Origin of the sequence: Aggregatibacter sp. HMT-949 (assembly GCF_041734645.1) — a bacterium.
Lineage (GTDB): Bacteria > Pseudomonadota > Gammaproteobacteria > Enterobacterales > Pasteurellaceae > Rodentibacter.
Map to the genome: position 1 here is coordinate 131,601 of NZ_CP162010.1, position 26,810 is coordinate 158,410.

Annotated in this window: 33 protein-coding genes, 1 tRNA gene and 1 pseudogene; 24 read left to right on the forward strand and 11 right to left on the reverse strand. The window is 43.4% G+C overall.

All coding sequences use genetic code 11. The annotated features are described in order from the left end of the window. Positions 1-5: 5 nt before the first annotated feature. From gpsA to AB3F25_RS00675, 3 genes are read right to left on the reverse strand one after another with little or no spacing between them, the layout of a single operon-like run. Entirely contained in the window at positions 6-1,010 is a 1,005-nt protein-coding gene (gene gpsA, locus AB3F25_RS00665) for an NAD(P)H-dependent glycerol-3-phosphate dehydrogenase (RefSeq protein WP_373603615.1), read from the reverse strand. Between the two features lie 54 nt (positions 1,011-1,064). Then, the gene (gene secB / locus AB3F25_RS00670; RefSeq protein ID WP_373603616.1) at positions 1,065-1,577 is read right to left on the reverse strand and encodes a protein-export chaperone SecB; all 513 of its coding nucleotides are present in this window, start codon (positions 1,575-1,577) and stop codon (positions 1,065-1,067) included. 11 nt (positions 1,578-1,588) lie between these two features. Further along, a complete protein-coding gene (locus AB3F25_RS00675; RefSeq protein ID WP_373603617.1) occupies positions 1,589-2,035 on the reverse strand; it encodes a rhodanese-like domain-containing protein in 447 nt (148 codons plus the stop codon). Between the two features lie 351 nt (positions 2,036-2,386). Between AB3F25_RS00675 and AB3F25_RS00680 the strand changes: the two genes are divergently transcribed. Beyond that, on the forward strand, positions 2,387-3,688 hold the full coding sequence (locus AB3F25_RS00680) for an anaerobic C4-dicarboxylate transporter (protein WP_373603618.1): 1,302 nt from the start codon (positions 2,387-2,389) through the stop codon (positions 3,686-3,688). A 115-nt stretch (positions 3,689-3,803) separates the two neighbouring features. Further along, a complete protein-coding gene (locus tag AB3F25_RS00685) occupies positions 3,804-4,439 on the forward strand; it encodes a hypothetical protein (protein WP_373603619.1) in 636 nt (211 codons plus the stop codon). A 146-nt stretch (positions 4,440-4,585) separates the two neighbouring features. On the opposite strand, the gene AB3F25_RS00690 is transcribed toward AB3F25_RS00685, so the two are convergent. Next, positions 4,586-4,680: transfer RNA gene (locus AB3F25_RS00690), tRNA-Sec, on the reverse strand. A gap of 120 nt (positions 4,681-4,800) precedes the next feature. On the opposite strand from AB3F25_RS00690, the gene selA reads away from it, so the two are divergent. The 4 genes from selA (at position 4,801) to AB3F25_RS00710 (ending at position 10,562) form a co-directional block, all read left to right on the forward strand. Then, positions 4,801-6,186 (forward strand): L-seryl-tRNA(Sec) selenium transferase, encoded by a 1,386-nt coding sequence (gene selA, locus AB3F25_RS00695; protein WP_373603620.1) that lies wholly within the window; start codon positions 4,801-4,803, stop codon positions 6,184-6,186. Then, positions 6,183-8,042: a selenocysteine-specific translation elongation factor gene (gene selB, locus AB3F25_RS00700; protein WP_373603621.1), complete on the forward strand. Its 1,860-nt coding sequence runs from the start codon at positions 6,183-6,185 to the stop codon at positions 8,040-8,042. Before selA ends, selB begins: the two co-directional genes overlap by 4 nt. A gap of 8 nt (positions 8,043-8,050) precedes the next feature. Beyond that, positions 8,051-8,950: a DUF3298 domain-containing protein gene (locus tag AB3F25_RS00705; protein ID WP_373603622.1), complete on the forward strand. Its 900-nt coding sequence runs from the start codon at positions 8,051-8,053 to the stop codon at positions 8,948-8,950. Positions 8,951-9,104: 154 nt separating this feature from the next. After that, positions 9,105-10,562, forward strand: coding sequence for a DASS family sodium-coupled anion symporter (locus AB3F25_RS00710; protein ID WP_373603623.1), 1,458 nt, complete (start codon positions 9,105-9,107; stop codon positions 10,560-10,562). 44 nt (positions 10,563-10,606) lie between these two features. Here AB3F25_RS00710 and AB3F25_RS00715 read toward each other — a convergent pair whose 3' ends face one another. The 6 genes from AB3F25_RS00715 to lpxH all read right to left on the reverse strand — a co-directional run bounded on the left by AB3F25_RS00715 (position 10,607) and on the right by lpxH (position 16,375). Next, positions 10,607-11,290 carry an rRNA large subunit pseudouridine synthase E gene (locus AB3F25_RS00715; RefSeq protein ID WP_373603624.1) on the reverse strand — a complete coding sequence of 228 codons (684 nt, stop codon included), beginning with the start codon at positions 11,288-11,290 and terminating at the stop codon, positions 10,607-10,609. Beyond that, the gene (locus tag AB3F25_RS00720; RefSeq protein ID WP_373603625.1) at positions 11,290-11,841 is read right to left on the reverse strand and encodes a TIGR00645 family protein; all 552 of its coding nucleotides are present in this window, start codon (positions 11,839-11,841) and stop codon (positions 11,290-11,292) included. Before AB3F25_RS00720 ends, AB3F25_RS00715 begins: the two co-directional genes overlap by 1 nt. Before the next feature lie 79 nt (positions 11,842-11,920). Next, positions 11,921-13,528 (reverse strand): DNA recombination protein RmuC, encoded by a 1,608-nt coding sequence (gene rmuC / locus AB3F25_RS00725; protein WP_373603626.1) that lies wholly within the window; start codon positions 13,526-13,528, stop codon positions 11,921-11,923. A 495-nt stretch (positions 13,529-14,023) separates the two neighbouring features. Further along, positions 14,024-14,818: a formate/nitrite transporter family protein gene (locus tag AB3F25_RS00730; RefSeq protein ID WP_373603627.1), complete on the reverse strand. Its 795-nt coding sequence runs from the start codon at positions 14,816-14,818 to the stop codon at positions 14,024-14,026. Between the two features lie 161 nt (positions 14,819-14,979). After that, the gene (locus AB3F25_RS00735) at positions 14,980-15,525 is read right to left on the reverse strand and encodes a carboxymuconolactone decarboxylase family protein (RefSeq protein WP_373603628.1); all 546 of its coding nucleotides are present in this window, start codon (positions 15,523-15,525) and stop codon (positions 14,980-14,982) included. Between the two features lie 133 nt (positions 15,526-15,658). Next, positions 15,659-16,375: a UDP-2,3-diacylglucosamine diphosphatase gene (lpxH, locus tag AB3F25_RS00740; RefSeq protein WP_373603629.1), complete on the reverse strand. Its 717-nt coding sequence runs from the start codon at positions 16,373-16,375 to the stop codon at positions 15,659-15,661. Between the two features lie 106 nt (positions 16,376-16,481). Here lpxH and AB3F25_RS00745 point away from each other — a divergent pair, with 106 nt between their 5' ends. Both AB3F25_RS00745 and AB3F25_RS00750 read left to right on the forward strand, forming a co-directional pair. Beyond that, entirely contained in the window at positions 16,482-17,222 is a 741-nt protein-coding gene (locus tag AB3F25_RS00745) for a 1-acylglycerol-3-phosphate O-acyltransferase (RefSeq protein ID WP_373603630.1), read from the forward strand. Next, complete coding sequence (locus tag AB3F25_RS00750) at positions 17,215-18,624, forward strand: multicopper oxidase domain-containing protein (RefSeq protein ID WP_373603631.1); 1,410 nt, start codon at positions 17,215-17,217, stop codon at positions 18,622-18,624. The genes AB3F25_RS00745 and AB3F25_RS00750 overlap by 8 nt, the downstream gene beginning before the upstream one ends. 112 nt (positions 18,625-18,736) lie before the next feature. On the opposite strand, the gene AB3F25_RS00755 is transcribed toward AB3F25_RS00750, so the two are convergent. Then, positions 18,737-18,958, reverse strand: a complete 222-nt coding sequence (locus AB3F25_RS00755) for a SlyX family protein (protein ID WP_373603632.1) — start codon at positions 18,956-18,958, stop codon at positions 18,737-18,739. 90 nt (positions 18,959-19,048) lie between these two features. Between AB3F25_RS00755 and AB3F25_RS00760 the strand changes: the two genes are divergently transcribed. From AB3F25_RS00760 to secY, 16 genes and pseudogenes are all read left to right on the forward strand, one after another. Further along, entirely contained in the window at positions 19,049-19,771 is a 723-nt protein-coding gene (locus AB3F25_RS00760; protein ID WP_373603633.1) for an FKBP-type peptidyl-prolyl cis-trans isomerase, read from the forward strand. 105 nt (positions 19,772-19,876) lie between these two features. Further along, positions 19,877-20,104: pseudogene (locus AB3F25_RS00765) on the forward strand (PAS domain-containing protein); the annotation flags it as partial. Positions 20,105-20,231: 127 nt separating this feature from the next. Next, a complete protein-coding gene (tusD, locus tag AB3F25_RS00770; protein WP_373603634.1) occupies positions 20,232-20,612 on the forward strand; it encodes a sulfurtransferase complex subunit TusD in 381 nt (126 codons plus the stop codon). Then, positions 20,609-20,968, forward strand: coding sequence for a sulfurtransferase complex subunit TusC (tusC, locus tag AB3F25_RS00775; protein WP_373603635.1), 360 nt, complete (start codon positions 20,609-20,611; stop codon positions 20,966-20,968). The genes tusD and tusC overlap by 4 nt, the downstream gene beginning before the upstream one ends. Positions 20,969-20,977: 9 nt before the next feature. Continuing rightward, positions 20,978-21,265 carry a DsrH/TusB family sulfur relay protein gene (locus tag AB3F25_RS00780; RefSeq protein WP_373603636.1) on the forward strand — a complete coding sequence of 96 codons (288 nt, stop codon included), beginning with the start codon at positions 20,978-20,980 and terminating at the stop codon, positions 21,263-21,265. Between the two features lie 154 nt (positions 21,266-21,419). Beyond that, complete coding sequence (rplN, locus tag AB3F25_RS00785; protein WP_005548786.1) at positions 21,420-21,791, forward strand: 50S ribosomal protein L14; 372 nt, start codon at positions 21,420-21,422, stop codon at positions 21,789-21,791. Between the two features lie 10 nt (positions 21,792-21,801). Beyond that, entirely contained in the window at positions 21,802-22,113 is a 312-nt protein-coding gene (rplX, locus tag AB3F25_RS00790) for a 50S ribosomal protein L24 (RefSeq protein WP_005635734.1), read from the forward strand. A gap of 17 nt (positions 22,114-22,130) precedes the next feature. Then, positions 22,131-22,670, forward strand: coding sequence for a 50S ribosomal protein L5 (gene rplE, locus AB3F25_RS00795; RefSeq protein ID WP_018356926.1), 540 nt, complete (start codon positions 22,131-22,133; stop codon positions 22,668-22,670). An 11-nt stretch (positions 22,671-22,681) separates the two neighbouring features. Next, positions 22,682-22,987 carry a 30S ribosomal protein S14 gene (rpsN, locus tag AB3F25_RS00800; protein ID WP_373603637.1) on the forward strand — a complete coding sequence of 102 codons (306 nt, stop codon included), beginning with the start codon at positions 22,682-22,684 and terminating at the stop codon, positions 22,985-22,987. Between the two features lie 36 nt (positions 22,988-23,023). Further along, positions 23,024-23,416 (forward strand): 30S ribosomal protein S8, encoded by a 393-nt coding sequence (gene rpsH, locus AB3F25_RS00805; RefSeq protein WP_373603638.1) that lies wholly within the window; start codon positions 23,024-23,026, stop codon positions 23,414-23,416. Between the two features lie 15 nt (positions 23,417-23,431). Then, positions 23,432-23,965, forward strand: coding sequence for a 50S ribosomal protein L6 (gene rplF / locus AB3F25_RS00810; protein WP_373603639.1), 534 nt, complete (start codon positions 23,432-23,434; stop codon positions 23,963-23,965). A 13-nt stretch (positions 23,966-23,978) separates the two neighbouring features. Continuing rightward, complete coding sequence (rplR, locus tag AB3F25_RS00815) at positions 23,979-24,332, forward strand: 50S ribosomal protein L18 (protein ID WP_373603640.1); 354 nt, start codon at positions 23,979-23,981, stop codon at positions 24,330-24,332. Positions 24,333-24,346: 14 nt separating this feature from the next. Further along, positions 24,347-24,847, forward strand: a complete 501-nt coding sequence (gene rpsE / locus AB3F25_RS00820; protein WP_373603641.1) for a 30S ribosomal protein S5 — start codon at positions 24,347-24,349, stop codon at positions 24,845-24,847. A 6-nt stretch (positions 24,848-24,853) separates the two neighbouring features. After that, on the forward strand, positions 24,854-25,033 hold the full coding sequence (gene rpmD / locus AB3F25_RS00825) for a 50S ribosomal protein L30 (protein ID WP_373604300.1): 180 nt from the start codon (positions 24,854-24,856) through the stop codon (positions 25,031-25,033). Positions 25,034-25,035: 2 nt separating this feature from the next. Then, complete coding sequence (gene rplO, locus AB3F25_RS00830) at positions 25,036-25,470, forward strand: 50S ribosomal protein L15 (protein WP_373603642.1); 435 nt, start codon at positions 25,036-25,038, stop codon at positions 25,468-25,470. 7 nt (positions 25,471-25,477) lie between these two features. Then, the gene (secY, locus tag AB3F25_RS00835) at positions 25,478-26,800 is read left to right on the forward strand and encodes a preprotein translocase subunit SecY (protein ID WP_373603643.1); all 1,323 of its coding nucleotides are present in this window, start codon (positions 25,478-25,480) and stop codon (positions 26,798-26,800) included. Positions 26,801-26,810 lie beyond the last annotated feature (10 nt).

Here is a 26,810-nt window from a genome sequence, read left to right on the forward strand (position 1 = left end):
TCTCCTTATTCGCCTTTACGTTCGCGTCCGAGCAAACTTAATGCGACCTCTTGTGCGTTTTTGCCACAAAAGAGCATTTGATAAATTTGCTCCGTAATCGGCATTTCGACACCTTGCCGTTGTGCCAGTAAATAGGCTTCTTTGGTATTGTAAAAGCCCTCGACAACTTGCCCGATGTTTGACATCGCTGTTTGCGTATCCAATCCTTCGCCCAACATTAAGCCGAAACGACGGTTACGCGATTGGTTGTCGGTGCAAGTCAATACCAAATCGCCCAAGCCGGACATTCCCATAAAGGTATTCGGATTCGCGCCGAGCGACACGCCCAAGCGAGTGATTTCTGCGATGCCGCGCGTAATCAATGCGGTGCGCGCATTGGCACCAAAGCCTATGCCATCGGAAATACCGGCGCCGATCGCAATTACGTTTTTAATAGCGCCGCCAAGTTGCACGCCGATCATATCTTGGTTCACATACACGCGGAAATGCTTACTGCAGTGAATGCGCGCTTGAAATTCCAGCGCAAACGACGCATTGTTCGATGCTAAAGTAATCGCAGTTGGCAAACCCTGCGCCAGTTCTTTGGCAAAAGTCGGGCCGGAAAGCACGGCTAGCGGATATTGCGTACCGAGCTGTTCTTCCGCCACCGTTTGCAGTAATCGTCCGCTGTCACGTTCTAAGCCTTTGGTTGCCCAAATTAAACGATGATGCGGCTGTAGATGTGGTCTAATTTTCTCAAGAATTTCATTAAACGCGTGGCTTGGTACGACGATTAAAATATCTTGCGAACGGTTTAGCGCTTGCGCCAGATCGCTTTCAAGGTGTAATTCGTCGGGAAACGGAATATCCGGTAGAAAGCGGCGATTTTGTTTTTCCGCTCGCATTTGTTCAATGTGTGCCGGATTATGTCCCCATAGATAAGCAGGCGAACCGTTACGTGAAAAAGATATCGCCAATGCGGTGCCGTAGGAGCCCGCGCCAAGGATGGTGACGGGAGATTGAATTGGCATGATTTCTCCTCAAAAATAAAGGGCAGATCAAAGATCTGCCCAGTTTGTCGAGAATTAATGTTGCATTTCTTTCGTTTCTTCGGCAGGCGCGTTTTCAGCTTCTTGCTGGCGAGTCATATACTCAATGAATAGCGCATCAAAGTTTACCGGGGAAAGATTTAATGCCGGGAAGGTTCCGCGATTTACTAAACTCGACACTAATTCGCGTGCGTAAGGGAACAGTATGTTTGGACACTGCGAGGTTAGGCAATGCGCCATTTGTACATCTTCCAAGCCGCTGATGGTAAACACGCCCGCTTGTTTGATTTCACAAATAAAAGCGAGATCACCGGATTCTTCCATGGTCGTTTCCACGGTCACGTGTAAGGTGACTTCATATAAATCATCGCCTAATTGTACGGTCTCGGTGTTTAAATCAAAGCCCAATTTAGGTTTCCATTCTTGGTGGAAAATATGCGGAAGATTCGGCGCTTCGAAAGACACATCTTTCACGTAAATACGTTGAATTTGAAATACCGCTTGGGATTCTTCGGCGGCGACTTCAGGTTGTGGGTTTTGTTGTGACATAGTGTTAATCCTTATTTATGTTTTTTAACGATCGGTAAATTTGCGCCTGTCCAAGCCGAGATACCTTCTTTTAATACGTAAACTTTGTTAAATCCTTGTTTACTTAATAATGCGGCGGACGTCGATGCGTTCACACCGCTCGCATCCACTAAAATCAGTGCTTTTTCTTTGTGTTGCTCGATTTTTCCGAGGTTGGCGTTTTTGATGTCGCTCGGAAGTAGGTTGACGCTATTAATAATATGGCCGCGTTGGAATTCGTCCAATGTACGCAAATCCACCACCAAGGCGTCTTCGTTATTAATTAAACGAATTGCTTCGGAATATTGAACGGTTTTGAATTTTTCGGTGGCGGATTTGAAATAGGCGTAAATTACCATGGCGAAAATCGCAACCCAAGAAACAGTCAGTAGGGTGTGTTTATGTGCAAATTCGATTGCGTCTGGCAGAAATTCTTGCATTGTCGTCTCAATAATTTAAGTTGATTAATGTTCGGCTGAAAGAAGGCTTAAGTATAACCGTACTTGAGCTATCTTTCAAAAAAATTCTTATCGGTGATGAGGTGAATAAAGAAGAAAACGGCTTTTCCTCCAACGCCTCGGCGAGATCCTCTGTGAGCACCGCATTGGGGCCTTGAAAACCGTTATAGAATCTTGTGGGAAGCGCATTTTATCCCGTAAGTGCAATCAATCATAATTTTAACGATAACACAGATTATTTCGCGGATATTTATTGATCTAGGTTATAGATTTGCAAATTTTTTATTGCTAGTATGGCCACGATTTAACATTTGATAATAACTGGAGAAAATTATGATTTGGGTTCAACTTTTAGTCGTCCTGCTTTTTATTTACCTTGGCGCCAGATTAGGCGGTATCGGTATCGGTTTTATGGGCGGTATGGGCGTTGTAGCGCTTTCCCTCCTCGGTTTAAAACCGGGGGCGATTCCGTTTGACGTGATTTCCGTGATTATGTCCGTAATCATGGCGATTGCCGCGATGCAAGTGGCGGGCGGAATGGATTTCTTAGTAAAATTAGCCGAGAAAATTTTACGTAAAAATCCGAAATACATTACGTTCCTCGCACCAACTGTGACTTATTTTATGACTGTATTGGCCGGTACCGGTCACACTGCATTTTCAACTTTACCGGTGATTGCGGAAGTGGCGAAAGAACAAGGTATTCGTCCTTCCCGTCCGCTTTCCATTGCTGTCATCGCTTCACAAATTGCGATTACCGCATCACCGATTTCCGCGGCGGTAGTTTTCCTTTCGGCGGAACTTGAGAAAAACTTCGGGTTAAGCTACCTACAATTGTTAGGCATTTGGATCCCGACCACTTATGCGGCTTGTATGGTTACTGCGGTGATTTGTAACTTCTTAGGCAAAGACTTAAAAGTTGATGAAGTTTACCAAGATCGTTTAGCCAAAGGCTTAATCACTATGCGCGGCGAAATGCAAATCGACATTAAACCTTACGCGAAGCGCTCGGTAATGATTTTCGTATTCGCGATTTTGGTGGTGATGCTTTATGCGACGGCAATTAGTAAAACTGTGGGTTTAATCGAAAATCCGATTCTTTCTCGCGATAATGCCATCATCTCTTTTATGTTAGCCACCGCGGCAATCATCACAATGGCATGTAAAGTAGATACTGCTAATATTACCAATGCGGCCACCTTTAAATCAGGGATGTCTGCGGTTATTTGCGTATTGGGCGTAGCATGGTTAGGTAATACTTTTGTGGAAGGTCACATTGATCAAATCAAAGCGGTATCTGCTGAATTCTTACAACAATATCCTTGGAGCTTAGCGGTTATCTTGTTCTTCGCAAGTACCTTACTTTACTCTCAAGCGGCAACCGCTAAAGCGTTATATCCGACCGCATTGTTATTAGGCGTTTCTCCTGAGGCCGCGATTGCAGCCTTTGCGGCGGTTTCTGCATTGTTCATTTTACCGACTTATCCGACTTTAATTGCTGCGGTAGAAATGGATGACACCGGTTCCACCCGTATCGGAAAATACGTATTCAACCATCCTTTCTTGGTTCCGGGAGTGATTGCCATCGCTTTATCCGTGTTCTTTGGTTTCTTAATGGCTGGTGCGGTTTTGTAATACCTCATTAAACGAATAGAAAAACCATCTTGTTCGCCGACAAGATGGTTTTTTCATGGGAAACTTTTGACTTGAACGTCGCTCTAAAAGGCGACTTTTAATTTAAGGATAATCAATGAAATTTATCAAACTCCTTTTTGCCCTCTGTATTGCCTACATCCCGACCGCACATTCTGTTGTTGATTACAACATCAAATACAGTTCAAACTACTTAATGCCCGCTTACGTACATTTCAATGCGGACGGCGTACAATATTTTATCAACGCAAAAATCAATATTCCGCTTTACAATATCGTATTTTCGTCACGCGGTTCACAAACTGAAAATCAATTTAAAATGGTGAATTATCAAGATGTTCGCAACGGCAAACCTTATGCAGTATCCAAAATTTCACCGACCACCATCGAATACGGCAAAGTGAAAAACGGTCTGGAAAGCGAGCCATTAACATTACCGACCTTTGATTTATTCACCATGGCGTTTCAATTAAGTTACTACGACAAGTTACCGAATAGCTTCCAAATTACTAATGGCAAAAAACTGTATCCGATGGAAAACGTGCGCTTGAATAAAAGCGAAAAGCAGACGACATACCGCAAGCAAACCGTCACGGAAATTACCTACACGTTCAAAACCGGTAACAAAGATATTATGGTGAAAAAATTTGCCGGCGAGCAATTCCCGCGCTATATCAAATACAGCCGAGACGGCGATGATTACGAATTGGAATTTAGCGAATTTGTAAATTGAGATCACCAAATAGCACCGCATTGAAAGCGCTCAATGCGGTGCTATTTTGAAAGGTAACGTTGTTTTTTGTTTTGGTGGTGTGGATTTGGGGGACGACGCGCCGCTTTTTTAGGCCGAAAGAAACTTTTGATAAAGCACTTGATAATTGGCGGAAGGGAATGGGAGTCGAACCCACCCGGGAACGCTGGCGTCCCCAACAGGATTTGAAGTCCTGCCACCTCACCGGAGATGACGCCCTTCCGCGGTTGAAATTGCGGTTACTTTAGCGTAAATTACGGGGCATTTCAATGTCTTTCAGATTTCAATGTTTTTCAAATTTCAATATTTTTTAAATTTTAATGTCTTTTAAACGAGCCTCAAGATGACCGCACTTTTTCAACAATTGCCTTCCGTTGATAAACTTCTCAAAATGCCGCAAGGCGAACAACTCATTAGTGAATTCGGGCATAGCGCTGTGGTGGTGGCTTGTCGCACATTATTAGTGCAAGCCCGTCAATTTATTCAGCAACATCAACAATTACCAACAAATTTCTTGGATTTTGAGCGCACTTTTGCCGCACTGCAACAATATTTGCAGCAACAAAATCAAGTACAAATCAAAGCCGTACATAATCTTACCGGCACGGTTTTGCACACTAATCTCGGTCGCGCTCTTTGGTCGGAAGAGTCACAACAGGCAGCGCTTGCCGCAATGCGACAAAACGTAGCATTGGAATATGATTTGGATGAGGGGAAACGCAGTCACCGCGATAACTACATCAGCGAATTGCTATGCCGTTTAACCGGTGCACAAGCTGCTTGCGTAGTGAATAATAATGCGGCGGCGGTGTTATTGATGCTGGCGACTTTTGCGCAAGGTAAAGAAGTGATTATTTCGCGCGGCGAACTGATTGAAATTGGTGGTGCATTCCGCATTCCGGACATTATGGCACAAGCCGGTTGCCGGCTGGTGGAAGTAGGTACAACTAATCGCACACATTTGAACGATTATCGCAACGCAATTAATGAAAATACCGCCTTTTTGATGAAAGTTCACAGCAGTAACTATCAAATTTGCGGTTTTACCTCAGCAGTTTCCGAAGCGGAGTTGGCGGAACTCGGGCGGGAAATGAATGTGCCGGTCATAACCGATTTAGGTAGTGGTGCGTTGATGGATTTGAGTCGATACGGTTTGCCGAAAGAACCTACGGTGCAAGAAAAAGTGGCGCAGGGCGTGGATTTGGTGTCATTCTCGGGCGATAAATTGCTCGGTGGTGTGCAGGCGGGCATTATTGTTGGTAAAAAAGCTTGGATAGAGCGATTGCAAGCTCATCCGCTAAAACGCGTGTTGCGTTGCGACAAAGTGATTTTAGCGGGGTTGGAAGCTACTTTACGCTTATATTTGAATCCGGAAAAACTCAGTGAACGCTTGCCGACTTTGCGTTTGCTGACAAAATCTGTCGAACAATTGCGTGCCGATGCCGAACGCTTAAAAGCCCGCTTGGAATCCCGTTTAAATGCAGATTTTCAGCTTCAAATTGAAGATAGTTTGGCGCAAATCGGCAGCGGCTCGCAGCCGATGGAACGCGTTCCTTCTGTCGCGGTGACGCTTTCTGAAAAAACGCCACAAAAACTGAGCGCACTTTCTACACGTTTTAAACAGCTTTCCCAACCAATTATCGGACGTATGGAAAACGGCAAACTGTGGCTGGATTTGCGCAGCGTGGCGGATATTGAAACTCTTTTGAATACGGTAGACGAACTATGATTATTGTCACTTCAGGCCATGTCGATCACGGTAAAACCGCGCTGTTAAAAGCGCTCACAGGTACCAGTACGGCGCATTTGCCGGAAGAAAAAAAGCGCGGTATGACCATTGATCTAGGTTATGCCTATCTTCCATTGGCAGAAAAAGTGCTCGGTTTTATTGATGTGCCGGGACACGAAAAATTTTTATCGAATATGCTGGCAGGTCTTGGCGGTGTGCATTACGCAATGTTAATTGTGGCGGCAGACGAAGGCATTGCGGCGCAAACTAAGGAACATTTGGCGATTTTGCGTCAGTTACAATTTCACGAAATCATGGTGGTGCTTACCAAAGCAGATCGTGCAAACTCGCAACAAATCAATGCATTAATCCAACAAATCAAACAAAATTATGATTTTTTATGCAAGGCAAATTATTTTGTGACCTCGGCCGAAACCGGTCAAGGCATTGCCGAATTGCGTGATTATTTGCAGAAGTTGCCGGAATTGGCTGATACGAATAAGCCGTTTCGTTACGCCATCGATCGTGTATTTAGTGTGAAAGGAGCGGGCGCGGTAGTTACCGGCACCGCATTCGCAGGCGCGGTGAGCGTGGATGATGAGCTTTATCTTTCTTCGGGGCAAAAAGTGCGTGTGAAAGCCATTCATGCGCAAAACACGCCGAGCGAACAAGGATTGGCCGGACAACGTTTAGCGTTAAATTTGAATGCGGATCTGGCTCGTACACCGATAACACGCGGTGATTGGTTATTGCAAGAGGAACCGCTACCGCCGACAGATCGTCTCACTGTGGAAATTTGGGCGGAGACCGCATTGAACGAAAGCCAGCCTGTACACGTTTATCACGGCGCCGCTCGCACGACAGGCAAACTAACCTTGCTCAAAGGCAAAAATGTGGCGAAGAATGACCGCACTTTAGCGGAAATAATGTTGGATTCGCCGTTGTTCCTCGCGTTCGATGATAGACTCATTTTGCGCAGCGGCGATGCAAAAAGTTTAATTGCCGGCGCACGCGTGCTGGAAATTAATTCACCGAAACGCCATAAACGCACCGAAGCGCGTTTAACCTTCCTCGGCCATTTAGCCATGGCACAAAATGCCTCGCAACGCCTTGCGCTAAGCTTGCAACATAATGCCGTCGCGGCACGTCAATTAATGTGGTTGGAACAACTAAATGCCGTGCAACTGGACGAGATGCTCTTTCAATGCGGTGCTGTTCGGTATCAAGACTGGTGTTTTAGCGCTGATTATGTGCAAGAAAAAACGCAGCAAATTGTCACCGCACTTTCCCTTTATCACGCGCAGCACAATGATCAACTCGGCGTTAGTAAAGCGCGGCTTTATCGTATGGCGGCGCTGAATCAACCGGAAAAGCTGATTAATCATTTTATTGATGACATGCTAGATAATGGCAGCTTGCAGCAAACGCGCGGTTGGCTGCATTTACCCGAACATAAAATTGAGTTTAGCAGCGAAGAACAAGCGCGCTGGGCGGATGTGTTAAATGAATTTGAAAAAGCTGATGGGCAAGCCATTTGGGTACGTGATATGGCGAATGCGTTAGCGACGGATGAAACCGTGATGCGTAATTTTATGTATAAAGCGGGAAAACTTGGCTATCTTACGCCGATTGTAAAAGATCGTTTTTTCTTGACGGAAACGGTTTATGCTTATGCGCGTTTGATTAAACAAATCGCTGAACAAGAAGGCAAAGCTTCGGTAAATGAGGTGCGTGACCGTTTGAACTTCGGGCGTAAATTGACGGTGCAATTGATGGAATACTTTGATCGTGTCGGTTTTTTACGGCGAAAAGGCAACGATCATATTTTGCGTGATAAAAATGTATTTGATTTATAAGGAAAAATATGAAAAGCAAATTAATTTCCGCGCTGATTCTGAGCGTTCTTCTTACCGCCGGTTGCCAAGACAAAGAGTCGCAAGCCCAAATAGATGAACTTAATCGAACCGTCTCGCAATTAACAGAGCAGAACAAACGGCTTGAGATGGATTTATCGGTACAAAAAATGCGCGCGGATAATCTTATTCCGAGCATTTTTGCGGAAGAAGAGGTGGTATTCCAAAAATCCGAAACGATTAATTATCCAAAATCAAAGGAATATGCACCGGAGGAAGGCAAGATTGAGTATTCCGTTTCAACTTTAAAGACCAATGCGGATTGGTTAAATGCTTTGTTGTGGGCAGAGTTGACGCGTGAAAACGGCAACGTGCCGACTCGCGAGGAATTCGTTGCAGCATATCAAAAACAGTTGGACGACACCAAAAAAGAAATGCTCGAAATACCAAGTATCGGTTACGAGGATAAGCGCTGGGTCGATTTTATCGGCCAGAGGGAAAAATTGGCGACGTTTGCCATCGGCTATTACGGTTTTAGCGGCGGCGCTCATGGCATGGGCGGAAAACGGTATTTCACGTTAGATATGACGACCCATCGAATTTTGCAATTAACCGATTTATTCGATGCAAATGTCTTGTCAAAAATTAAAGCATTATTGTGGGAGGTTTATATCCGTAATGGCGAAGTGAAAGACGATGAGACTTTTGTCGGTAAACAAGATTTTAATGTTTCCGATAATTTTTATTTGGATTTCAATGGCGTGCATTTTATTTACGGGGCGTATGAAATCGCCCCTTACGCCGCCGGCGAGCAGGATTTAACCTTAGGTTGGTGGCAATTGGAAGACTTATTAAAGGCCTCTTTTAAACAGCAAAATTATGTGAAGCTCGTCTCGGAAGCGAACGAATGAGGCTTCAATGCGGTGCTCAAAACGAAGTTCGGTAATCGCCTTTTTTAAGGAAATCATCAATTGGCGCTTTGTGAATTTATTTTTCAGGTGCATAATGCGAAAGGTAACTTAAGCTTACTCATTTTTCGTTATTTTTATTTGGAGGAGGACCGCAATGTCAGATGCTAAAGCGCCTGCCGTGGAAGTCAAATTAGGCTTTCAGTGGCAAGGGTTGTTGATTTCAATTTTGGTAGGATTGGGAATTTATTTGGTTCCCGTTCCGGAAGGTCTGACGCCACGCGCGTGGGGTATGTTCGCGTTATTTGTGGCGACCATTGTGGCGATTATCGCCAAAGCCATGCCGATGGGCGCGGCGACCTTGGTGGCTTTGGTGATTAGCGGCTTAACCGGTTTAACGCCGATTAAAGCCGGCAAAGACGAAGTGGCAATGTTGTCCGGTTTTTCCAACGCGACCATTTGGCTTATCGGTATTGCGATGTTTTTATCTCGTGCGGTGATTAAAACCGGTTTGGGTAAACGAATCGCGCTTTATTTCGTCGCGCGTTTTGGTAAACGCATGATGGGCGTTGCTTACGGGGTGGCGCTGGCGGATTTAGTAATCGGTCCGGGTATTCCTTCCGCCTCTGCACGCGGGGGCGGTATTATGTACCCGATTATGCAATCTATCGCCGATACGTACGATTCCAAGCCGGGGCCGACGGCGCGGCGCGCGGGGGCGTTTTTAGCCATTGCCGTTTCACAAATCGATACGATTATTTGCACTATGTTCTTAACCGCCATGGCGGGCAACCCGCTCATCGCTGAATTGGCGAAGGGGCAAGGTGTAGAAATTACTTGGACGACATGGTTTATCGGCGCTATCGTGCCGGGCATTGTGAGTTTAATTCTGTTGCCTTATTTAGTTTATTTAATTTATCCACCGGAACTAAAAGACACACCGAAAATGGCGGAAATGGCAAAAAGCGAATTAAAAGCGATGGGACCGATGTCCAGTGCGGAAATTATTTTGGCACTTGATTTCTTATTGTTATTAGTGCTTTGGACGGTGGGCGATTTAATGTTCGGCATTTCTGCCACGACGTCCGCTTTTATCGGTTTGTTGATTTTATTGCTTAGCAATATTATGAGTTGGAAAAATATCGTGGCGGAAACCACTGCGTGGGACACTATGTTCTGGTTTGCGGTATTGGTGATGATGGCGAACGCATTGAACAAATACGGCACTATCACATGGGTTTCGTCGCACATTTCCAACTATGTGGGCGTGTTTGATTGGCCGATTGCATTCACTATTTTGGTATTGGTGTATTTCTACACTCGCTATTTCTTCGCTTCTGCAATGGCACATATTTCCGCCATGTACTTAGCGTTCTTGGCCGCGGCCATTGCGGTCGGTACACCGCCGATGATCGCAGCCATTGGTTTGGGTTATACGTCTACGCTTTCCATGAGTCTGACTCAATACGCGGGCGGCCCGGGACCGGCATTATTTGGCTCCGGTTATAACACCACCGGTCAATGGTGGGGCGTGAGTTTTATCGCGTCAATTTTCTCATTGATTATTTGGTTCGTAGTCGGTGGACTTTGGATGAAATTACTCGGTTGGTGGTAATTTAGTGAAAAGAGAAAGCGGTCAAATATGATTTGACCGCTTTTTTATGGGCGTTTTTCGCTTTTCAATGCGGCGCATAATGCGTTAATTTCCTCTGTCGATAATTCCCGATATGCGCCGTTCGCTAAACCTTTAATGGAAAGATTGCCGATTTTGTAACGAACCAAACGTAAAGTCGGAAAACCGATATGTGCGGTCATTCTACGCACTTGGCGATTGCGTCCCTCGCTGATTTTAATTTCCAGCCATGAAGTCGGAACGGATTTCCGCTCGCGAATCGGAGGATTACGCGGCCACAAATTCGGTGCGTGAATCAGGCGTACTTTGGCGGGTTTAGTCGGGCCGTCGTTCAGTTCGATACCTTGACGTAGGCGGGCCAAATCTGCTTCGGCAGGTTCGCCTTCTACTTGTACCCAGTAAGTCTTTTCCAACTTAAACCGCGGGTTTCCAATGCGGTGCTGTAACGCACCGTCGTTGGTCAGTAGCAATAAACCTTCGCTATCGCGATCAAGTCTTCCTGCCGCATAAATGTGCGGAATCGGGATGAAATCCTTCAATGTGGCACGTCCGCTTTCATCGGTAAATTGAGTGAGCACATTGAAAGGTTTGTTGAATAAAATCACGCGGGTTTTAACGGCTGCAGGTTGGCGTTTCCGCTTACGCGGGCAAAAAGAAACGCCAACGGAGTTTTTGTCGGCGTTTCGGCGTAGAAAAGGCGTGTTCGACATTAATGCGTTTTATGACTGGTGCTGTACAGAATTTTGTCGGTATAGGCCAATGCGATGGCAGATACCAAGAAACCGAGATGCAATAACAGCTGCCACATTATAGTTTTTTCCGGCAAATTACTGATGTTCACGAAAGTTTGCAACATGTGAATTGAGGAAATCGTGATAATCGACATGGAAAGCTTCACTTTTAACACGGTGGCATTCACGTGGCTCATCCATTCGGGTTGGTCGGGGTGATTGCGGGTTTTGAGCTTGGAAACGAAAATTTCATAACCGCCGATAGTGACCATTACTAATAAGTTGGCAATCATCACCACATCAATTAAATTCAATACCGTAAGCATAATAGTGTTGGAATCCATTTCGTTGATATTGGCGATTAAATACCATAGAGATTTCATAAATTTGTAGGCATAAATACTTTGCACTACGATAAGCCCGAGATAAATCGGTAGTTGCAGCCAACGGCTGGCAAAAATAATTTTACTTAATTGGTTAGACTGTGAATTGTACTTTGCATAAGGATCTTGTGGTTTTTGATGTTCCATTTAACTTTCCTAAACGTGATAAATAAAAAACCGCCAGAAAATAGCAGTTTTTTTTAAAATAGCAATAACGAATATGAGTTTATTTTTCATCTTTTTGGGTGATTAAAGCAAGACGACTTAAATCCACCTCGTTATTTAGCAAAGCTACGTTTGGCATGGTTTTATTGGCTTTGGCGGAAAGATCTTTGAAGCGCTCCGCTTTGCCGGCTAAGCCTTGTTGCCCTACCAAGGCAGTGACGGTTTCGTTATAACGACTGCTGACCGTAGAAAGTGTGTTGCCGAGTTTATTTAAACGTTCCGCCACCAAGCAAATCTGGTTATAAATTTCGCCGGCTTTTTCCGCGATTTCTTTGGCTTCCGCGTTACCGCGTTCGATGCGCCATAAGTTCGCTACGGTGCGCAAAATCGGCATCAGCGTGGTATGCGAAACCATAATCACATTTTTTTCGTAACCGTAATTAAACAGACTCGGATCGAGCTTCAGCGCCTCAATATAAGCGGGTTCCAGCGCGATAAACATTAATACGAAATTCGGGCTGCGCATACCGATCAAATTGCTGTAATCTTTTTTATGCAGGTCGTCGATGTGATTTTTCAGCGCTTTAACATGCTCGCGCAGTAAACGTTCACGTTCGGCATCCTCTTCGGTATTGACCGCGCTTTCATACGCCGGTAGCGACATTTTGCTGTCGATAATAATATTTTTGTCATCCGGCAAATTCAGCACGAAGTCGGGATAATTACGCCCGCCTTGTTCATCTTTAAAATGCGCCTGCGCGCGGTAATGCACGTTTTCGATTAAGCCCGCCAATTGTAAGGCGCGCTCTAGTTGCATTTCGCCCCAGTTGCCGAGCGTTTTCTTTTCGCCCCTCAATGCGGTGCTCAAATGACTGGCCTCTTGCGACATATTCAGCCCGATTTGTAACACTTTTTTGATTTCAGCTTCCAACCCTGCATTGCCTTTCAGCGCTTCCGAATGAATTTCGTTCACCCGTTTTTGAAAGCCTTCAATTTGTTCGCGAAACGGCTTCAACAGGGTTTCCAAGGCGGTTTGATTGGTTTGGTTAAAGGAACGACTTTTCTCCTCCAGAATACGGTTCGCCAGATTTTGAAATTCCGTACCGAGCTGTTGCTTCGATTGCTCAATCGCTTGTTGTTGTTCGGCGAAATGCTTTTCTTTTTCCGCTAGCCGGGTTTTTAAACCCGTCAGTTCTTGCGTAAGAGAGGTCAATTTTTCCGTTAACTGTTGCTGTTCTTGTTCTTTGCGTACAAGTTGATTTTGGCTTTGTTGTAACTGATTTTGCAAACTTTCCGCTTGTGCCGAGGCGATACCGAAGCGTTCTTTTAAAGCGCTGATTTGACTGCCGATTTGCGCATTGCGCAGTTGTTCCTCATCCAATTCCTGACTGAGATAAGCAATTTTTTCATCGCGTTCCGTTAGCCGAATTTGCAAGCCTTCGCGTTCTGCCTGTGCTCGAATGCGGTGCTGTTCCGATAGGTTATTTTGTTGCGTTAATGCGTCAAAGCGTGCGGCAAGTTGATTGAAATCTTGGTGGCTTTTGTTTAAATCCTGCCGTAATTCTTGCACGTCGCGCGTACGGCGGGCGACGAAAAACAGCAAACCGATCAGAATGAAAAGAAGCACACCGATGAGCGTTAAAATTTGAGGAGAAGTCAATTCAATCATTATAAATCCTAATTAGAAATTTATTTGGTCACTGTGACGTATCCACGGTTAATTTGCATACGTTGGCGTACCGCGATGGCTCGGAGAGTACACATAAAGCAGCTCATAAGACATCTAACAATTCGCACAATTTTGGATATCGTAAATAGCACCGCATTCACCGCAATCGCGGGCCTGTTGTCAAACTTTTCATACTGTGGATTAAGCGAGGGTAATGCGCCCAATAATCGTTCAGCCTTTAGGAAATTTTACGCTTGCGTTAAAGCGAGAAGATAATTGAGTTCGCTAAAATTTTACACCGGTTTTTCCACGATTGTTGGGTGCGAAATGGTAAGTGCAAAAAGCGAAGGACGCAATAAAAAACCGTGTCGAATTCAGGATATTCAATATGCATGATGACAAGGCGTTTATTTAAAAATAGCGGGCGGATTTACATGAGGAGTAGGAGCCGAAGCATTGTGCGAGGAGCGGTCGATGTCGACCGCCTTTTAATCGTTAGATTTGGTAATCTTCTTTTAATAAATGGCGATAGGCGTACAGATAGGATGCACCGACGAAGGCGGCACCTCCCGTAACATTGCCGAGGAATACCGGGATCATATTTAAGAAAAATTCACTCCAAGTCACATTTGCGCCGGCAAAAATACCCGCCGGAATAATGAACATATTGGCGACGAAATGTTGTAAACCGATAAGTACGAAAATCATCACCGGGAACCACATGGCAAGGATACGACCGGAGGTTTGTTTCGCGCCGAAATAGAACCAAATGCCCATACATACCATCCAGTTGCATGCAATGGCGGAAATAAACGCGCGGCCGAAATCCATTTGTACTTTGGCTTCGGCGATGGCGATGGTTTTGGCGGCCGCAGCACCTTCTGCTAACCCCACATAATGTCCTAAGAAAAACGCCATAAAGAGCGCGCCGGCAAGATTGCCGAGACTGACGATCACCCAGTTGCGTGCTAATTTGTTGAGGCTTACGCGTTTACTTAAACGGCCTAGCGCCATCATCATCATGTTTCCCGTGGCAAGTTCGCCGCCGCCGATCAGGATACAAATTAAGCAAATTGGAAATACTGCAGCACCGAGTAAGGTCGCTAAGCCGCCCCAATCGCCCGGAATGCCGCTCACAACTTTTAAATACGCCATATAACCGAAACTGACGTAACCGCCGCCTAAGAAGCTTAAAATGGCTAAAGTTTTGAGATGACCTTGTGATTTAGCGTAACTTTTGTCAATGACGTCTTGCAAAATTTCATGGGGATAGAGATCACGATGTTGCATATTATTTCCTTTTTATTAAAAAACGATAGGATTTAAATGTAACAAGCGAAAAATAAAAAGAGAAATAATTAGTTTATATATCTTTGATGATTTTGTTATATGAAAAATAAATAAAAAACGGTAAAACCAATGTCTTACCGTTTTTTATTTATGTATTTATTTTATGCGAATGGTTGTAATTCAGGATTAATTGGTGTTTCCGCAATGTTATTTACGTAATTACATAAGGTTGCCAAGCTAACGCCTAAAATAACATCGATCGCTTGTTCTTGATTATAGCCCGCATTGAAGAAAGCTTGTAATTGCGCCTGGGTTAGTTTGGCTTTTTGCACAATCACAGCAAGCGTGAAACGAGCTAGCGCATCGAGTTTATTATCGTTTTCGATGCGTGCGACAGCGCGAATTTGATTCACTAAGTCTTCTTGTAGTTTTAATACTTTTAGGGCGATCTTGGTGTGTCCCGCCACACAAAAACCGCATCCATTCACAACTGCAGCTGTGATTTGTACCACTTCACGCTCTGCCGGGGTAAGGCTGTTTTTGCCGTTAATACCGCCCACGGTGCGGTAAGTTTCGAGCGCAGCCGGTGCATTGGCTAACACGCCGATTAAATTCGGGATAAATCCATTGGCATTTTTAACTGCCTTCAAGGCTTCTTTTGCCGCTTCCGGCGCAGTTTCGACGGTGTGAATAGTAAATTGGGACATAACACTCTCCTATAAAATTATTGTCGGAAAAGATTCTACGCGCACGATGGATAAGCGCGAAAGAAGTAAAAGCTATTTGGTAGATGAAAAAGTTATAAGTAGCTAAAACTCAACGAGTAGTTTTAGGTGCGCTTTAAGGTGACTTAAGAAAATAAATTTCACCGTTTTCTGTCGCCGTTAGAATTGAAGCGTAATTTGGGCGCCAGTCGCCTAGAACGATGCGTTTTTTATCACCATATTGATGAATTGCTTCGCGATGCGTATGACCGTGGATTAATAGCACCGCATTGAAACGTTGCATGATTTGTCGGGTAAAAGGTAAATTGACGTCCATAATTTCAACAGACTTTTGTTGCTTATTTCGCTTGCTTTGAGTGCGAATTTTTTGCGCAATTTTTAACCGTACTGTTAACGGTAGGCGGCAAAACAGCCATTGTAGCCAGGGTTGATGAACTTTGTGGCGAAATTGTTGATATTTCACATCATCAATACACAGGGTATCGCCGTGACAGAGTAGGGTTGGCTTGCCGTAAAGATCGATGCATTGATAATCGGGTAATAATTGAAGACCGGTTTGTTGCGCAAAACCTTTACCGATTAAAAAGTCGCGGTTGCCGTGAATGAAATAGCAAGCTACACCCGATGTAGTTAGTTGTTTGATGGCATTTTTTACTTGTTCAATTAAAGGCGATTGTTCGTCGTCGCCGATCCAAAAATCAAATAAATCGCCGAGAATATAAACGCGCTCGGCATTCGGCGCGAGGTTTTGCATAAAATCAAAGAAAAGTGCGGCTAATTGAGGCTGATTTTCACTTAAATGTAGATCGGAAATGAAATAGGTTCTTTTCATAAAATTACCCTAAATTTTTGTTTAGGTTAGCATAAAACCCAAAATCCCGTCTAATTCGCGATCGTTTTTTGTTATACTTAGGCGAAAATTTTTTATAGGTATTGATATGTTAAAACTGGCTAGAATTCTGATTGTCACGGTTTGTTGTATTTTAATTTGCGTGCTGGGTACGCTTTATTCCTTCATTCGTTTTAAAAATCCGAGCAATGTAGGTGTGATGGCGCGTTGGTTCGGGCGTTTATATCCGTTATTCGGCCTAAAGGTGGAGCATCGTTTTCCACCTAATAAAGCGAATTTAGGGCGCGCAATTTATATCGGCAACCATCAAAATAATTACGATATGGTGACCATTTCCTACATGGTGTTGCCGCGTACTGTGAGCGTGGGGAAAAAAAGTCTGATTTGGGTGCCGTTTTTCGGCATTTTGTATTGGGTGAGCGGCAATATTTTTCTGGATCGCGACAATCGTTCCAAAGCGCATAATACGATGACTAAGCTAGCGGAGCGCATAAATAAAGATAATTTATCGATCTGGATGTTCCCGGAGGGGACGCGTAGTCGCGGGCGTGGCTTGTTGCCGTTTAAAACCGGCGCGTTTTATGCAGCGGTGGCGGCCGGTGTGCCAATTATTCCGGTTGTGTGTTCGACGACGCAAAACAAAATTAAGTTAAATCGTTGGGATAACGGCAAAGTGATTTGCGAAATGATGGAACCGATTGATACTAGCAATTACAGCAAGGAAAACGTACGCGAATTGGCGGCTTATTGCCACGATTTGATGGCAAAACGTATTGCCGAGCTGGACGCGGAAATCGCCCGAACGCAAAAGGAATGTTCGGATGCCTAGATTTTCTCGTCGTCAGTTGTTAAAGAGCTCCCTAATTAGCACCGCATTAACCGCCCTCCCCACGCGCTTGTTGGCAGCTTCCCGTCCGAAGCTTACGGTACCGCCGTTAATTGATGTGCGGCGTGGTCGCCCAATTGTGCTGACGATGGCAGAAATGGGCTACAACCTAGACGGCAGTCATTTAGTCAGCGTATGGGGATTCAATGGCAATTATTTAGGCCCGACGATCAAAATTAAGTCCGGCAGCTTTGCCAAACTGAATTACCATAATAATTTACCGCAACACGTTTCTCTTTCTATTCAGGGCTTGCAGGCATCCGGCGAATTATTCGGTGGTGCGACACGGGTGTTGAAAAAAGGCGAATCTTGGGCGCCGATTGTGCCGATTGAGCAGCCTGCTTCAACTTGTTGGTATCGTTCTTCCACGCTTGCCAATTCTGCTTATCAAACGTATCGCGGATTGGCGGGAATGTGGTTGATCGAAGATGAGCAAAGCATCAAATCGCCGCTTCCGAATAAATATGGCGTGGACGATATTCCGTTAATTTTGCAAGATATGGAATTTAACAGCGACGGACTTCAATTATTCAGGCAAAATCAACCGTATTTTGTGGGCAATCGGTTATTGGTAAACGGTTCGGAAGCGCCGTATTTAGAGGTGCCGCGCGGTTGGGTGCGATTACGCTTGGTAAATGCTTCGTTGGCGCGCGCTTATAATTTACGCTTGGATAACGAGCAAGAAATGACGTTAATTGCGCAAGATTTGGGATTTTTACCGCAAGGAAAAACCGTTAAATCTTTTGTATTGGCTCCAGGCGAGCGCGTGGAAATCCTTGTGAATTTAACTGAAAGTGAGGGCGTTTCGTTAATTTCCGGGCATAAACGCGATGTTTTCGATAGAGTAAAACAGTTTTTTTCTTCCGAAGGTGAACTCGCGGATAATACCGTGTTGGAATTGCGTCCCTTAGGCGAACTTTCCGCCTTTGCGCAAAAGATGGAAGTAAAATTTGAAACCGATACAGGTTTAATGCTAAAAGCGAAGGTTGCACAAGAACGTACTTTCGAGTTGGATGTAACGAACGGCTTGATTAACCAAAAACGTTTTGATCCGCGTCGCATAGACGTGTTGGCGAAACAAGGTAGCATCGAGCGCTGGATTTTAACCAGTTCCCGACCCGTCGGTTTTAGTGTGCAAGGCGCAAAATTCATTGTGGAATCTTATAACGATGAGATCGCGCAAGAAAGCGAGCTCGCTTGGAAAGACACCGTTTGGGTGAACGGAAAGATACAAATTTTGGTACGTTTTGAACAACCGTCTTCTAATGTTTATCCGTTTATTTTTGGTTCGTCGAATTTAATGTTGGCTGATATGGGATGTATCGGCACGATGGTTGTGCAGTAATGCAGTAAAGTGTGGCTAGTTTTATGAGCGAACAAGTCGTCAGGCAGTAAAAAGTATTTTAAATTGTGATTAAACAAAAACGGATAACTATTTTTTGATTATCCGTTTTTGTTTAATAATGAGGCGGCGGTACTTCTTCCGCTTGGCTGGCAATATTAGACGGTTGAAAGTCTTTTAATTTGCTTGCAATGTAGCGCAATTGTAGCTGCATTTTATCCATATCGAATTGTTGTTGAATTAATGCTTGATTCAATTCTTCTATTGATTGCTCTTGAAACGCGAGCTTTGTTTCAAGTTCTGCAATGCGGGTCTCTAATATTTGTTGGATTTGCATAAATTTTCTCTAATTTTAAAAAAAAGTTGAGAATAGCTTAAATCCGATTTAACCTATTCAGCGTTTTTTTATTATAAAGGATTAATAAAGATGTTAAAAATTCAAAAATATTCTCTTGTCGCATTAATGGTCGGTACGGTCGTATCTGGTAGTGTTTTCGCCAATGAAAAAACGGACGCGAAATTTAATGACGACGTGTCTTACGCATTAACCGCTTATTCCATGACGCAAGCTAAATTAATGGCGGATCAAGGAGAAATCAAATTAAATCCGGAACAGGTTAATCAAGCGGTTGCCGATGTATTAAATAGTAAAATTAGCGAAGAAAAAATCGGTGAATTAACCAAAACGTTAGAACGATTTGAACAAAGAATGATGGAAAGAGAGCAAGCGAAAGTGCAGGAAATTGCGCAAAAAGCGCAGGAGGAAGGTGATAAATATCGCGCAGACTTCGCCAAAAAAGAGGGTGTGAAAACCACTAAATCCGGTTTGTTATATCGTGTGATTGAAGCGGGTAAAGGTGATGCGATCAAACCGACCGATATTGTTAAAGTGAATTACACAGGCAAATTACCGGACGGTAAAGTGTTTGATAGTTCCGTTGAACGCGGTCAGCCGGCCGAATTTCGTTTAAACCAAGTAGTGAAAGGTTGGACCGAAGGACTTCAGTTAGTAAAAAAAGGCGGTAAAATTGAGTTGGTGCTTCCGCCTGAATTAGCTTACGGTGAACAAGGGGCGGGTGCTGCCATTCCGCCGAACGCCACGCTTTATTTTGAAGTTGAAGTATTGGATGTCAATCCTAAAGCAAAATAATAAATGAGTTTATTTAATCGAAGCACAGGCATTTTGCTTGTGCTTTCTTATTAATTTTACGGTATAAAGGTGCGGTTACTTTTAGCGTAGTTTTGGAACTTGTCCATGTTACATGATAAGCATATTTTCACGGATGAAGATCGCACAATTCTCAATTCCTACAATGCGGTGGTGGATGGCGTAAGCGCGCTTATCGGCGAGTATTGCGAAATTGTTTTGCACTCATTGGAAGATATCGAGCATTCCGCCATTCGTATTGCAAACGGACATAATGCTAACCGCCAAGTAGGTTCGCCGATCACCGCCTTGGCTTTACGTTCGCTGCGTAATATGTAGAGCAAAAGCCTGTCAAAGCCTTATTTCACGCGAGCGAAAGGGAATGTTTAGTCGCGGAACGATTAAATATCTCGCGTCATACTATTTACCTTTATATTCGTCAACTTAAACAAGACCAAGAATAATGAATTACGTTCTCGCTGTTAAAAGCCCGGTTTACGGTAAACAAGGCGCTTATTTGGCGTATCAATTCGCCGAAGCATTGATTGAAAAAGGGCATGTCATTAGCCAAATTTTTTTCTTTCAGGACGGGGTGACGAATGGCAATGGGTTGGTTTATTCCGCTAATGATGAAGTCGATTTAACGAAATGTTGGCAGGCGTTTTCTCAGCGGTACAATGTGCCATTGCATTTATGTGTCGCGGCTTCGCAACGCCGCGGTGTGGTGGATCGGATAACGGCAAAGAATTCAACGAAATATAATTTGGCCAATGGATTTATTATCGCGGGCTTAGGTGAATTTATGGCAGCAGTATTAACAGCTGATAGGGTGATTAGCTTATGAAAATCGCCTTTTTATTTCGTTCTCCACCCCATGGTTCATCCCTTGCCAGAGAAGGGCTGGATGCGGTGCTCGCAGCCACTGCGTTTTGCGATGAAGATGAAATCGGCGTGTTCTTTATGGATGACGGCGTACTAAATTTATTAAACGGGCAACAGCCGGAATTGTTATTGCAAAAAGATTTTATCCGCGTTTTCAAGTTACTTGATTTATATGGCATCAAACAGCGCTTTAGCTGTGTCGATTCACTAGAGAAATTCGGGATTACAGACGGTACGCTTATTTTATCTACCGAAAAGATTGACCGTGCTTTATTGATGGCGAAATTAAATCAAGCGGAAAAATTACTAACTTTTTAAGGGAATTGCATGCTTTATTGTTTTTCTCAAGCAGCTTATAGTGACGATGAATTAACCGGCTATTTTGCTACAATGACCAAAAATGACGCTGTTGTGCTTTGGCAAGATGGCGTATTACTGGCTATAAAATATCCTCATTATTTTAAAGAATGCAAAGCATCGTGTTTTGTCTTGGAGCAGGATATTTCCGCCAGAAATTTGACCACGCTTTTACCACAAAGGAGTAAAGTACGGTCACTTTCTCTAATGGATTTCGTCAAACTCACCGAACAATTTTTCCCTCAAATCGCATTGTAAAAAACACCATTTCTCTTCGGGCACCTTACGTATTTAAAACTAAAAATTTATTGATTCGGCTTGCGTGTTATGTTATATTCCGCAACCTCTTACGCCTCTGTGTGTAAGTAGGTCGTCCCGAAAGGGTGTTTTTTTAACTTAACGGAGCACTAATATGATCCAAGAACAGACTATGCTGGATGTCGCTGATAATTCAGGCGCTCGTAGCGTAATGTGTATCAAGGTTCTAGGTGGATCGCACCGTCGTTATGCTGCAATTGGCGACATTATCAAAATTACCGTAAAAGAAGCAATTCCACGCGGTAAAGTGAAAAAAGGTGATGTATTGAAAGCAGTTGTTGTGCGCACCAAGAAGGGTGTTCGTCGCCCAGATGGCTCAGTTATTCGTTTCGATGGTAATGCTTGTGTAATTTTAAATAATAACACCGAGCAACCAATCGGTACTCGTATTTTTGGACCTGTGACTCGTGAACTTCGCTCTGAGAAATTCATGAAGATCATTTCTTTAGCTCCAGAAGTACTGTAAGGGGAATGTAATGGCTGCTAAAATCCGTCAAAATGATGAAGTAATTGTTCTTACCGGTAAAGATAAGGGCAAACGTGGCAAGGTAACTAAAGTGTTACCAAACGGTAAAGTGTTTGTTGAAGGTATCAACATTATTACTAAACATGAAAAACCGGTTCCTGCATTAGGTAAAGCTGGCGGTTTAGTGAAAAAAGAAGCGGCAATTGATGCTTCAAATGTTGCAATTTTTAATCCAAAAACAAATAAAGCTGACCGTGTAGGTTTTAGATTTGAAGACGGCAAAAAAGTACGTTTCTTCAAATCTAATAATGAAATTATCTAATAAACTGGAGTAATGCGATGGCGAAACTGCATGATTACTACAGAGATCAAGTAGTAAACGAATTAAAAAATAAATTCGGCTACAAATCTGTCATGCAAGTCCCACGAATCGAAAAGATTACCCTGAATATGGGTGTGGGTGAAGCATTGACCGACAAAAAATTGCTAGACAACGCAGTAGCGGATTTAACAGCAATTAGCGGTCAAAAACCTTTAGTGACTAAAGCTCGTAAATCTGTTGCAGGCTTTAAAATCCGTCAGGGATATCCAATCGGTTGTAAAGTAACACTACGCGGCGAGCGTATGTGGGAGTTCTTTGAACGTTTAATTACAATTGCTGTTCCACGTATTCGTGACTTCCGCGGTTTAAGCGCGAAATCATTTGATGGTCGTGGTAACTACAGCATGGGTGTGCGTGAACAAATCATCTTCCCTGAAATCGATTACGATAAAGTAGATCGTGTACGTGGTTTAGATATCACTATCACAACTACTGCTAAGAATGATGAAGAAGGTCAAGCACTACTTGCTGCCTTTAATTTCCCATTCCGTAAATAAGGCAGGTTATAATGGCTAAACAATCAATGAAAGCACGCGATGTAAAACGCGTTAAATTAGCTGAAAAATTCTACGTTAAGCGTGTTGAATTAAAGAAAATTATTTCTGATGTAAATGCCTCTGACGAAGAACGCTGGGACGCAGTGTTAAAGTTACAAACTTTGCCACGTGATTCTAGTCCATCTCGTCAACGTAATCGTTGCCGCCAAACTGGACGTCCACACGGTGTTCTTCGTAAGTTTGGTTTAAGCCGTATTAAGGTTCGTGAAGCTGCGATGCGCGGTGAAATTCCAGGCCTTAAGAAAGCGAGTTGGTAATATACCACTTTATTTTGGAATCGGAGAAAAAATACAATGAGTATGCAAGATCCAATTGCAGATATGCTGACCCGTATTCGTAACGGTCAGACTGCGAACAAAGTTGCGATCAGTATGCCTTCATCCAAGCTAAAAGTGGCAATTGCCAATGTATTAGCTGCTGAAGGTTATATCGAAAGCGTTAAAGTTTTAAAAGGTGCAAAACCTGAATTGGAAATTACTTTAAAATATTTCCAAGGGAAACCAGTTGTAGAAAGTATTCAACGTGTAAGCCGTCCTGGTCTTCGTATTTATAAACGTAAAGATGAGTTACCAAAAGTTATGGGTGGCTTAGGTGTTGCTGTTGTTTCTACATCCAAAGGTGTTATGACTGACCGTGCGGCTCGTCAAGCGGGTTTAGGCGGTGAGATCATCTGTTACGTGGCTTAATAAAGAGGTAGGAAAATGTCTCGTGTTGCAAAAGCACCTGTTAATATTCCTGCCGGTGTTGAGGTTAAACTTGACGGTCAGCTATTAACAGTAAAAGGTAAAAATGGCGAGTTATCTCGCACAATTCATAACTCAGTTGAAGTTAAACAAGATAATAATCAATTAACCTTCATTCCTCGCGAAAGTTTTGCTGAAGCGAATGCTCAATCGGGTACGGCTCGGGCATTAGTTAATGCAATGGTCATCGGAGTTACTGAAGGCTTCACTAAGAAATTAGTATTGGTAGGTGTTGGTTACAGAGCTCAACTTAAAGGCAACACAGTTGCATTAAGCTTAGGCTATTCTCACCCAGTAGAGCACACTTTGCCGGCAGGTATTACTGCAGAGTGCCCTTCTCAAACTGAAATCGTGCTGAAAGGTGCAGATAAGCAGTTAATCGGCCAAGTTGCAGCAGATATTCGTGCTTATCGCCGTCCTGAGCCTTATAAAGGTAAAGGAGTACGTTACGCTGATGAAGTGGTACGTATCAAAGAGGCTAAGAAGAAATAATTAAGGTAACACTATGGATAAGAAATCAGCTCGTGTCCGTCGTGCAGCTCGTGCACGTCATATGATGAGAGAGCAAGGTGTAACTCGTTTGGTTATTCACCGTACTCCGCGTCATATTTATGCACAAGTTATTGCACCGAACGGTTCAGAAGTGCTTGCCGCTGCTTCAACTGTTGAGAAAGCAATTCGTGAGCAAGTAAAATACACTGGTAACAAAGATGCTGCTGCAGTAGTGGGTAAAACTGTTGCAGAGCGCGCATTAGCAAAAGGCGTACAAGCTGTTGCTTTTGATCGTTCCGGTTTTAAATATCATGGTCGCGTCCAAATTTTAGCAGACGCTGCTCGTGAAGCTGGTCTACAGTTCTAATGAGGTAAATTGAGATGTCAAACATCGAAAAACAAGTTGGTGAACTGCAAGAGAAGCTAATCGCAGTAAACCGTGTATCAAAAACTGTAAAAGGTGGTCGTATTATGAGCTTCACCGCATTAACTGTGGTAGGCGATGGTAACGGTCGAGTAGGTTTTGGTTATGGTAAAGCGCGCGAAGTTCCGGCAGCGATCCAAAAAGCAATGGAAAAGGCACGTCGCAATATGATTAATGTTGCTTTGAATGAAGGTACGTTACAACATCCTGTAAAAGGCGTTCACACTGGTTCTCGCGTATTTATGCAGCCAGCTAGCGAAGGTACAGGTATCATTGCAGGTGGTGCAATGCGCGCTGTGTTGGAGGTTGCCGGTGTGCGTAATGTTCTTTCTAAAGCGTATGGTTCTACCAACCCAATTAATGTTGTTCGCGCAACTATTGATGCATTAGCAAATATGAAATCACCAGAGATGATTGCTGCTAAACGTGGTAAAACTGTTGATGAAATTTTGGGGTAATTAATGATGGCTAAAACTATTAAAGTAACACAAGTTCGTAGCTCAATTGCGCGTTTACCAAAGCATAAAGCTACCTTGCGTGGTCTTGGTCTTCGTCACATGCATCATACTGTCGAGTTAATTGAAACAGCTGCAGTACGTGGTATGATTAACCAAGTTTCATATATGGTGAAAGTGGAGGAGTAATAATGCATTTAAATACTCTATCCCCGGCTGAAGGCTCAAAGCATAGCGCTAAACGCCTTGGTCGTGGTATTGGTTCAGGTCTAGGTAAGACTGGTGGGCGTGGGCACAAGGGGCAAAAGTCTCGTACTGGTGGCAGTGTTCGTCGTGGGTTTGAAGGCGGCCAAATGCCATTATACCGTCGTTTACCAAAATTTGGTTTTACTTCAATGAAAGCTGCAGTAACCGCAGAAGTTCGTTTAAACGAATTAACTAAAGTTGAGGGTAATATAGTCACTTTGGAAGCATTAAAAACTGCAAATGTTTTAACTAAAGATATTCTGTTCGCTAAGGTTATTTTAGCGGGGGAATTAAAATCAGCAGTAACTGTTCGCGGTTTACGTGTAACTAAGGGCGCTAAAGCAGCAATTGAGGCTGCCGGCGGTTCAGTTGAGGAATAATTAGTAAATGGCTAAACAACCAGGTTATCAAACTAGAAGTACTGATAGTGGCAAAAGCGAGTTAAGAAGTAGATTGATTTTTGTTTTATTGGCTCTTATCGTTTATCGTATTGGTTCATTTATTCCGGTTCCTGGTATTGATGCAGCTGTACTTGCTCAATTAGTTGAACAACAAAAAGGCACCATTATTGATATGTTTAATATGTTCTCTGGTGGTGCATTAAGTCGTGCTTCAATTCTTGCGTTAGGTATTATGCCGTATATTTCGGCTTCTATTGTGATTCAATTGTTGGTGACGGTCTCTCCTGCTTTAGCTGAGCTAAAAAAAGAAGGTGCAGCGGGCCAACGAAAAATTACAAAATATACGCGATATGCTACCGTAGTTTTTGCAAGTATTCAGGCTGTTGCTATCTCTACAGGTTTACCTAATATGCTGCCAGGACTGGTACCAAATGTCGGATTCAGTTTTTATTTTACTGCTGTAGTGAGTTTGGTTACTGGTACTATGTTTTTAATGTGGTTAGGTGAACAAGTTACAGAGAGGGGGATTGGTAATGGTATCTCAATTCTTGTTTTTGGTGGTATTGTAGCAGGTCTCCCTTCAGCTATTCTGCAAACAATTGAGCAAGCACGTCAAGGACAAATGCACCCACTAGTCCTCTTGCTCATTGTAGCAGTTGTTTTCGCGGTAACTTATTTTGTCGTTTTCGTAGAAAGAGGACAGCGTCGGATTCGTATTGAGTATGCTAAGCGTCAGCAAGGTCGACAGATCTTAGGTGGACATTCAACACATTTACCATTAAAAGTTAACATGGCAAATGTAATGCCGGCAATTTTTGCATCAAGTATTATTTTATTTCCTGCCACATTAACACAATGGTTTGGTCAAAATGATAAGTTTGAATGGCTCAATAATTTATCGATGTTATTGAATCCAGGTCAGCCTTTATATTTGCTCGTTTATGCTATTGCAATTATTTTCTTTAGCTTCTTCTATACAGGGATGCAATATAATCCACGTGATACAGCAGATAATCTAAAGAAATCTGGTGCATTTATTCCAGGGATTAGACCAGGTGAGCAAACATCTCGTTATATTGATAAAGTAATGACTCGCTTAACCTTAATTGGTGGTCTTTATGTAACGTTTGTATGTTTAGTTCCTTATGTCATGACATCGGCATGGGATGTTAAATTCTACTTCGGTGGAACATCACTATTGATCGTTGTTGTTGTAATTATGGATTTTATCGTTCAGGTACAGAGTCATTTAATGTCATCTCAATATGAATCTGCGTTGAAAAAAGCAAACCTTAAAGGTTTAGGATAATAATTGTCCA

Excerpts from the sequence above, each read along its gene's own strand:
- gpsA (WP_373603615.1), bottom strand. The coding sequence starts at position 1,010 with ATGCCAATTCAATCTCCCGTCACCATCCTTGGCGCGGGCTCCTACGGC.
- secB (WP_373603616.1), bottom strand. The coding sequence starts at position 1,577 with ATGTCACAACAAAACCCACAACCTGAAGTCGCCGCCGAAGAATCCCAA.
- AB3F25_RS00675 (WP_373603617.1), bottom strand. The coding sequence starts at position 2,035 with ATGCAAGAATTTCTGCCAGACGCAATCGAATTTGCACATAAACACACC.
- AB3F25_RS00680 (WP_373603618.1), top strand. The coding sequence starts at position 2,387 with ATGATTTGGGTTCAACTTTTAGTCGTCCTGCTTTTTATTTACCTTGGC.
- AB3F25_RS00685 (WP_373603619.1), top strand. The coding sequence starts at position 3,804 with ATGAAATTTATCAAACTCCTTTTTGCCCTCTGTATTGCCTACATCCCG.
- selA (WP_373603620.1), top strand. The coding sequence starts at position 4,801 with ATGACCGCACTTTTTCAACAATTGCCTTCCGTTGATAAACTTCTCAAA.
- selB (WP_373603621.1), top strand. The coding sequence starts at position 6,183 with ATGATTATTGTCACTTCAGGCCATGTCGATCACGGTAAAACCGCGCTG.
- AB3F25_RS00705 (WP_373603622.1), top strand. The coding sequence starts at position 8,051 with ATGAAAAGCAAATTAATTTCCGCGCTGATTCTGAGCGTTCTTCTTACC.
- AB3F25_RS00710 (WP_373603623.1), top strand. The coding sequence starts at position 9,105 with ATGTCAGATGCTAAAGCGCCTGCCGTGGAAGTCAAATTAGGCTTTCAG.
- AB3F25_RS00715 (WP_373603624.1), bottom strand. The coding sequence starts at position 11,290 with ATGTCGAACACGCCTTTTCTACGCCGAAACGCCGACAAAAACTCCGTT.
- AB3F25_RS00720 (WP_373603625.1), bottom strand. The coding sequence starts at position 11,841 with ATGGAACATCAAAAACCACAAGATCCTTATGCAAAGTACAATTCACAG.
- rmuC (WP_373603626.1), bottom strand. The coding sequence starts at position 13,528 with ATGATTGAATTGACTTCTCCTCAAATTTTAACGCTCATCGGTGTGCTT.
- AB3F25_RS00730 (WP_373603627.1), bottom strand. The coding sequence starts at position 14,818 with ATGCAACATCGTGATCTCTATCCCCATGAAATTTTGCAAGACGTCATT.
- AB3F25_RS00735 (WP_373603628.1), bottom strand. The coding sequence starts at position 15,525 with ATGTCCCAATTTACTATTCACACCGTCGAAACTGCGCCGGAAGCGGCA.
- lpxH (WP_373603629.1), bottom strand. The coding sequence starts at position 16,375 with ATGAAAAGAACCTATTTCATTTCCGATCTACATTTAAGTGAAAATCAG.
- AB3F25_RS00745 (WP_373603630.1), top strand. The coding sequence starts at position 16,482 with ATGTTAAAACTGGCTAGAATTCTGATTGTCACGGTTTGTTGTATTTTA.
- AB3F25_RS00750 (WP_373603631.1), top strand. The coding sequence starts at position 17,215 with ATGCCTAGATTTTCTCGTCGTCAGTTGTTAAAGAGCTCCCTAATTAGC.
- AB3F25_RS00755 (WP_373603632.1), bottom strand. The coding sequence starts at position 18,958 with ATGCAAATCCAACAAATATTAGAGACCCGCATTGCAGAACTTGAAACA.
- AB3F25_RS00760 (WP_373603633.1), top strand. The coding sequence starts at position 19,049 with ATGTTAAAAATTCAAAAATATTCTCTTGTCGCATTAATGGTCGGTACG.
- tusD (WP_373603634.1), top strand. The coding sequence starts at position 20,232 with ATGAATTACGTTCTCGCTGTTAAAAGCCCGGTTTACGGTAAACAAGGC.
- tusC (WP_373603635.1), top strand. The coding sequence starts at position 20,609 with ATGAAAATCGCCTTTTTATTTCGTTCTCCACCCCATGGTTCATCCCTT.
- AB3F25_RS00780 (WP_373603636.1), top strand. The coding sequence starts at position 20,978 with ATGCTTTATTGTTTTTCTCAAGCAGCTTATAGTGACGATGAATTAACC.
- rplN (WP_005548786.1), top strand. The coding sequence starts at position 21,420 with ATGATCCAAGAACAGACTATGCTGGATGTCGCTGATAATTCAGGCGCT.
- rplX (WP_005635734.1), top strand. The coding sequence starts at position 21,802 with ATGGCTGCTAAAATCCGTCAAAATGATGAAGTAATTGTTCTTACCGGT.
- rplE (WP_018356926.1), top strand. The coding sequence starts at position 22,131 with ATGGCGAAACTGCATGATTACTACAGAGATCAAGTAGTAAACGAATTA.
- rpsN (WP_373603637.1), top strand. The coding sequence starts at position 22,682 with ATGGCTAAACAATCAATGAAAGCACGCGATGTAAAACGCGTTAAATTA.
- rpsH (WP_373603638.1), top strand. The coding sequence starts at position 23,024 with ATGAGTATGCAAGATCCAATTGCAGATATGCTGACCCGTATTCGTAAC.
- rplF (WP_373603639.1), top strand. The coding sequence starts at position 23,432 with ATGTCTCGTGTTGCAAAAGCACCTGTTAATATTCCTGCCGGTGTTGAG.
- rplR (WP_373603640.1), top strand. The coding sequence starts at position 23,979 with ATGGATAAGAAATCAGCTCGTGTCCGTCGTGCAGCTCGTGCACGTCAT.
- rpsE (WP_373603641.1), top strand. The coding sequence starts at position 24,347 with ATGTCAAACATCGAAAAACAAGTTGGTGAACTGCAAGAGAAGCTAATC.
- rpmD (WP_373604300.1), top strand. The coding sequence starts at position 24,854 with ATGGCTAAAACTATTAAAGTAACACAAGTTCGTAGCTCAATTGCGCGT.
- rplO (WP_373603642.1), top strand. The coding sequence starts at position 25,036 with ATGCATTTAAATACTCTATCCCCGGCTGAAGGCTCAAAGCATAGCGCT.
- secY (WP_373603643.1), top strand. The coding sequence starts at position 25,478 with ATGGCTAAACAACCAGGTTATCAAACTAGAAGTACTGATAGTGGCAAA.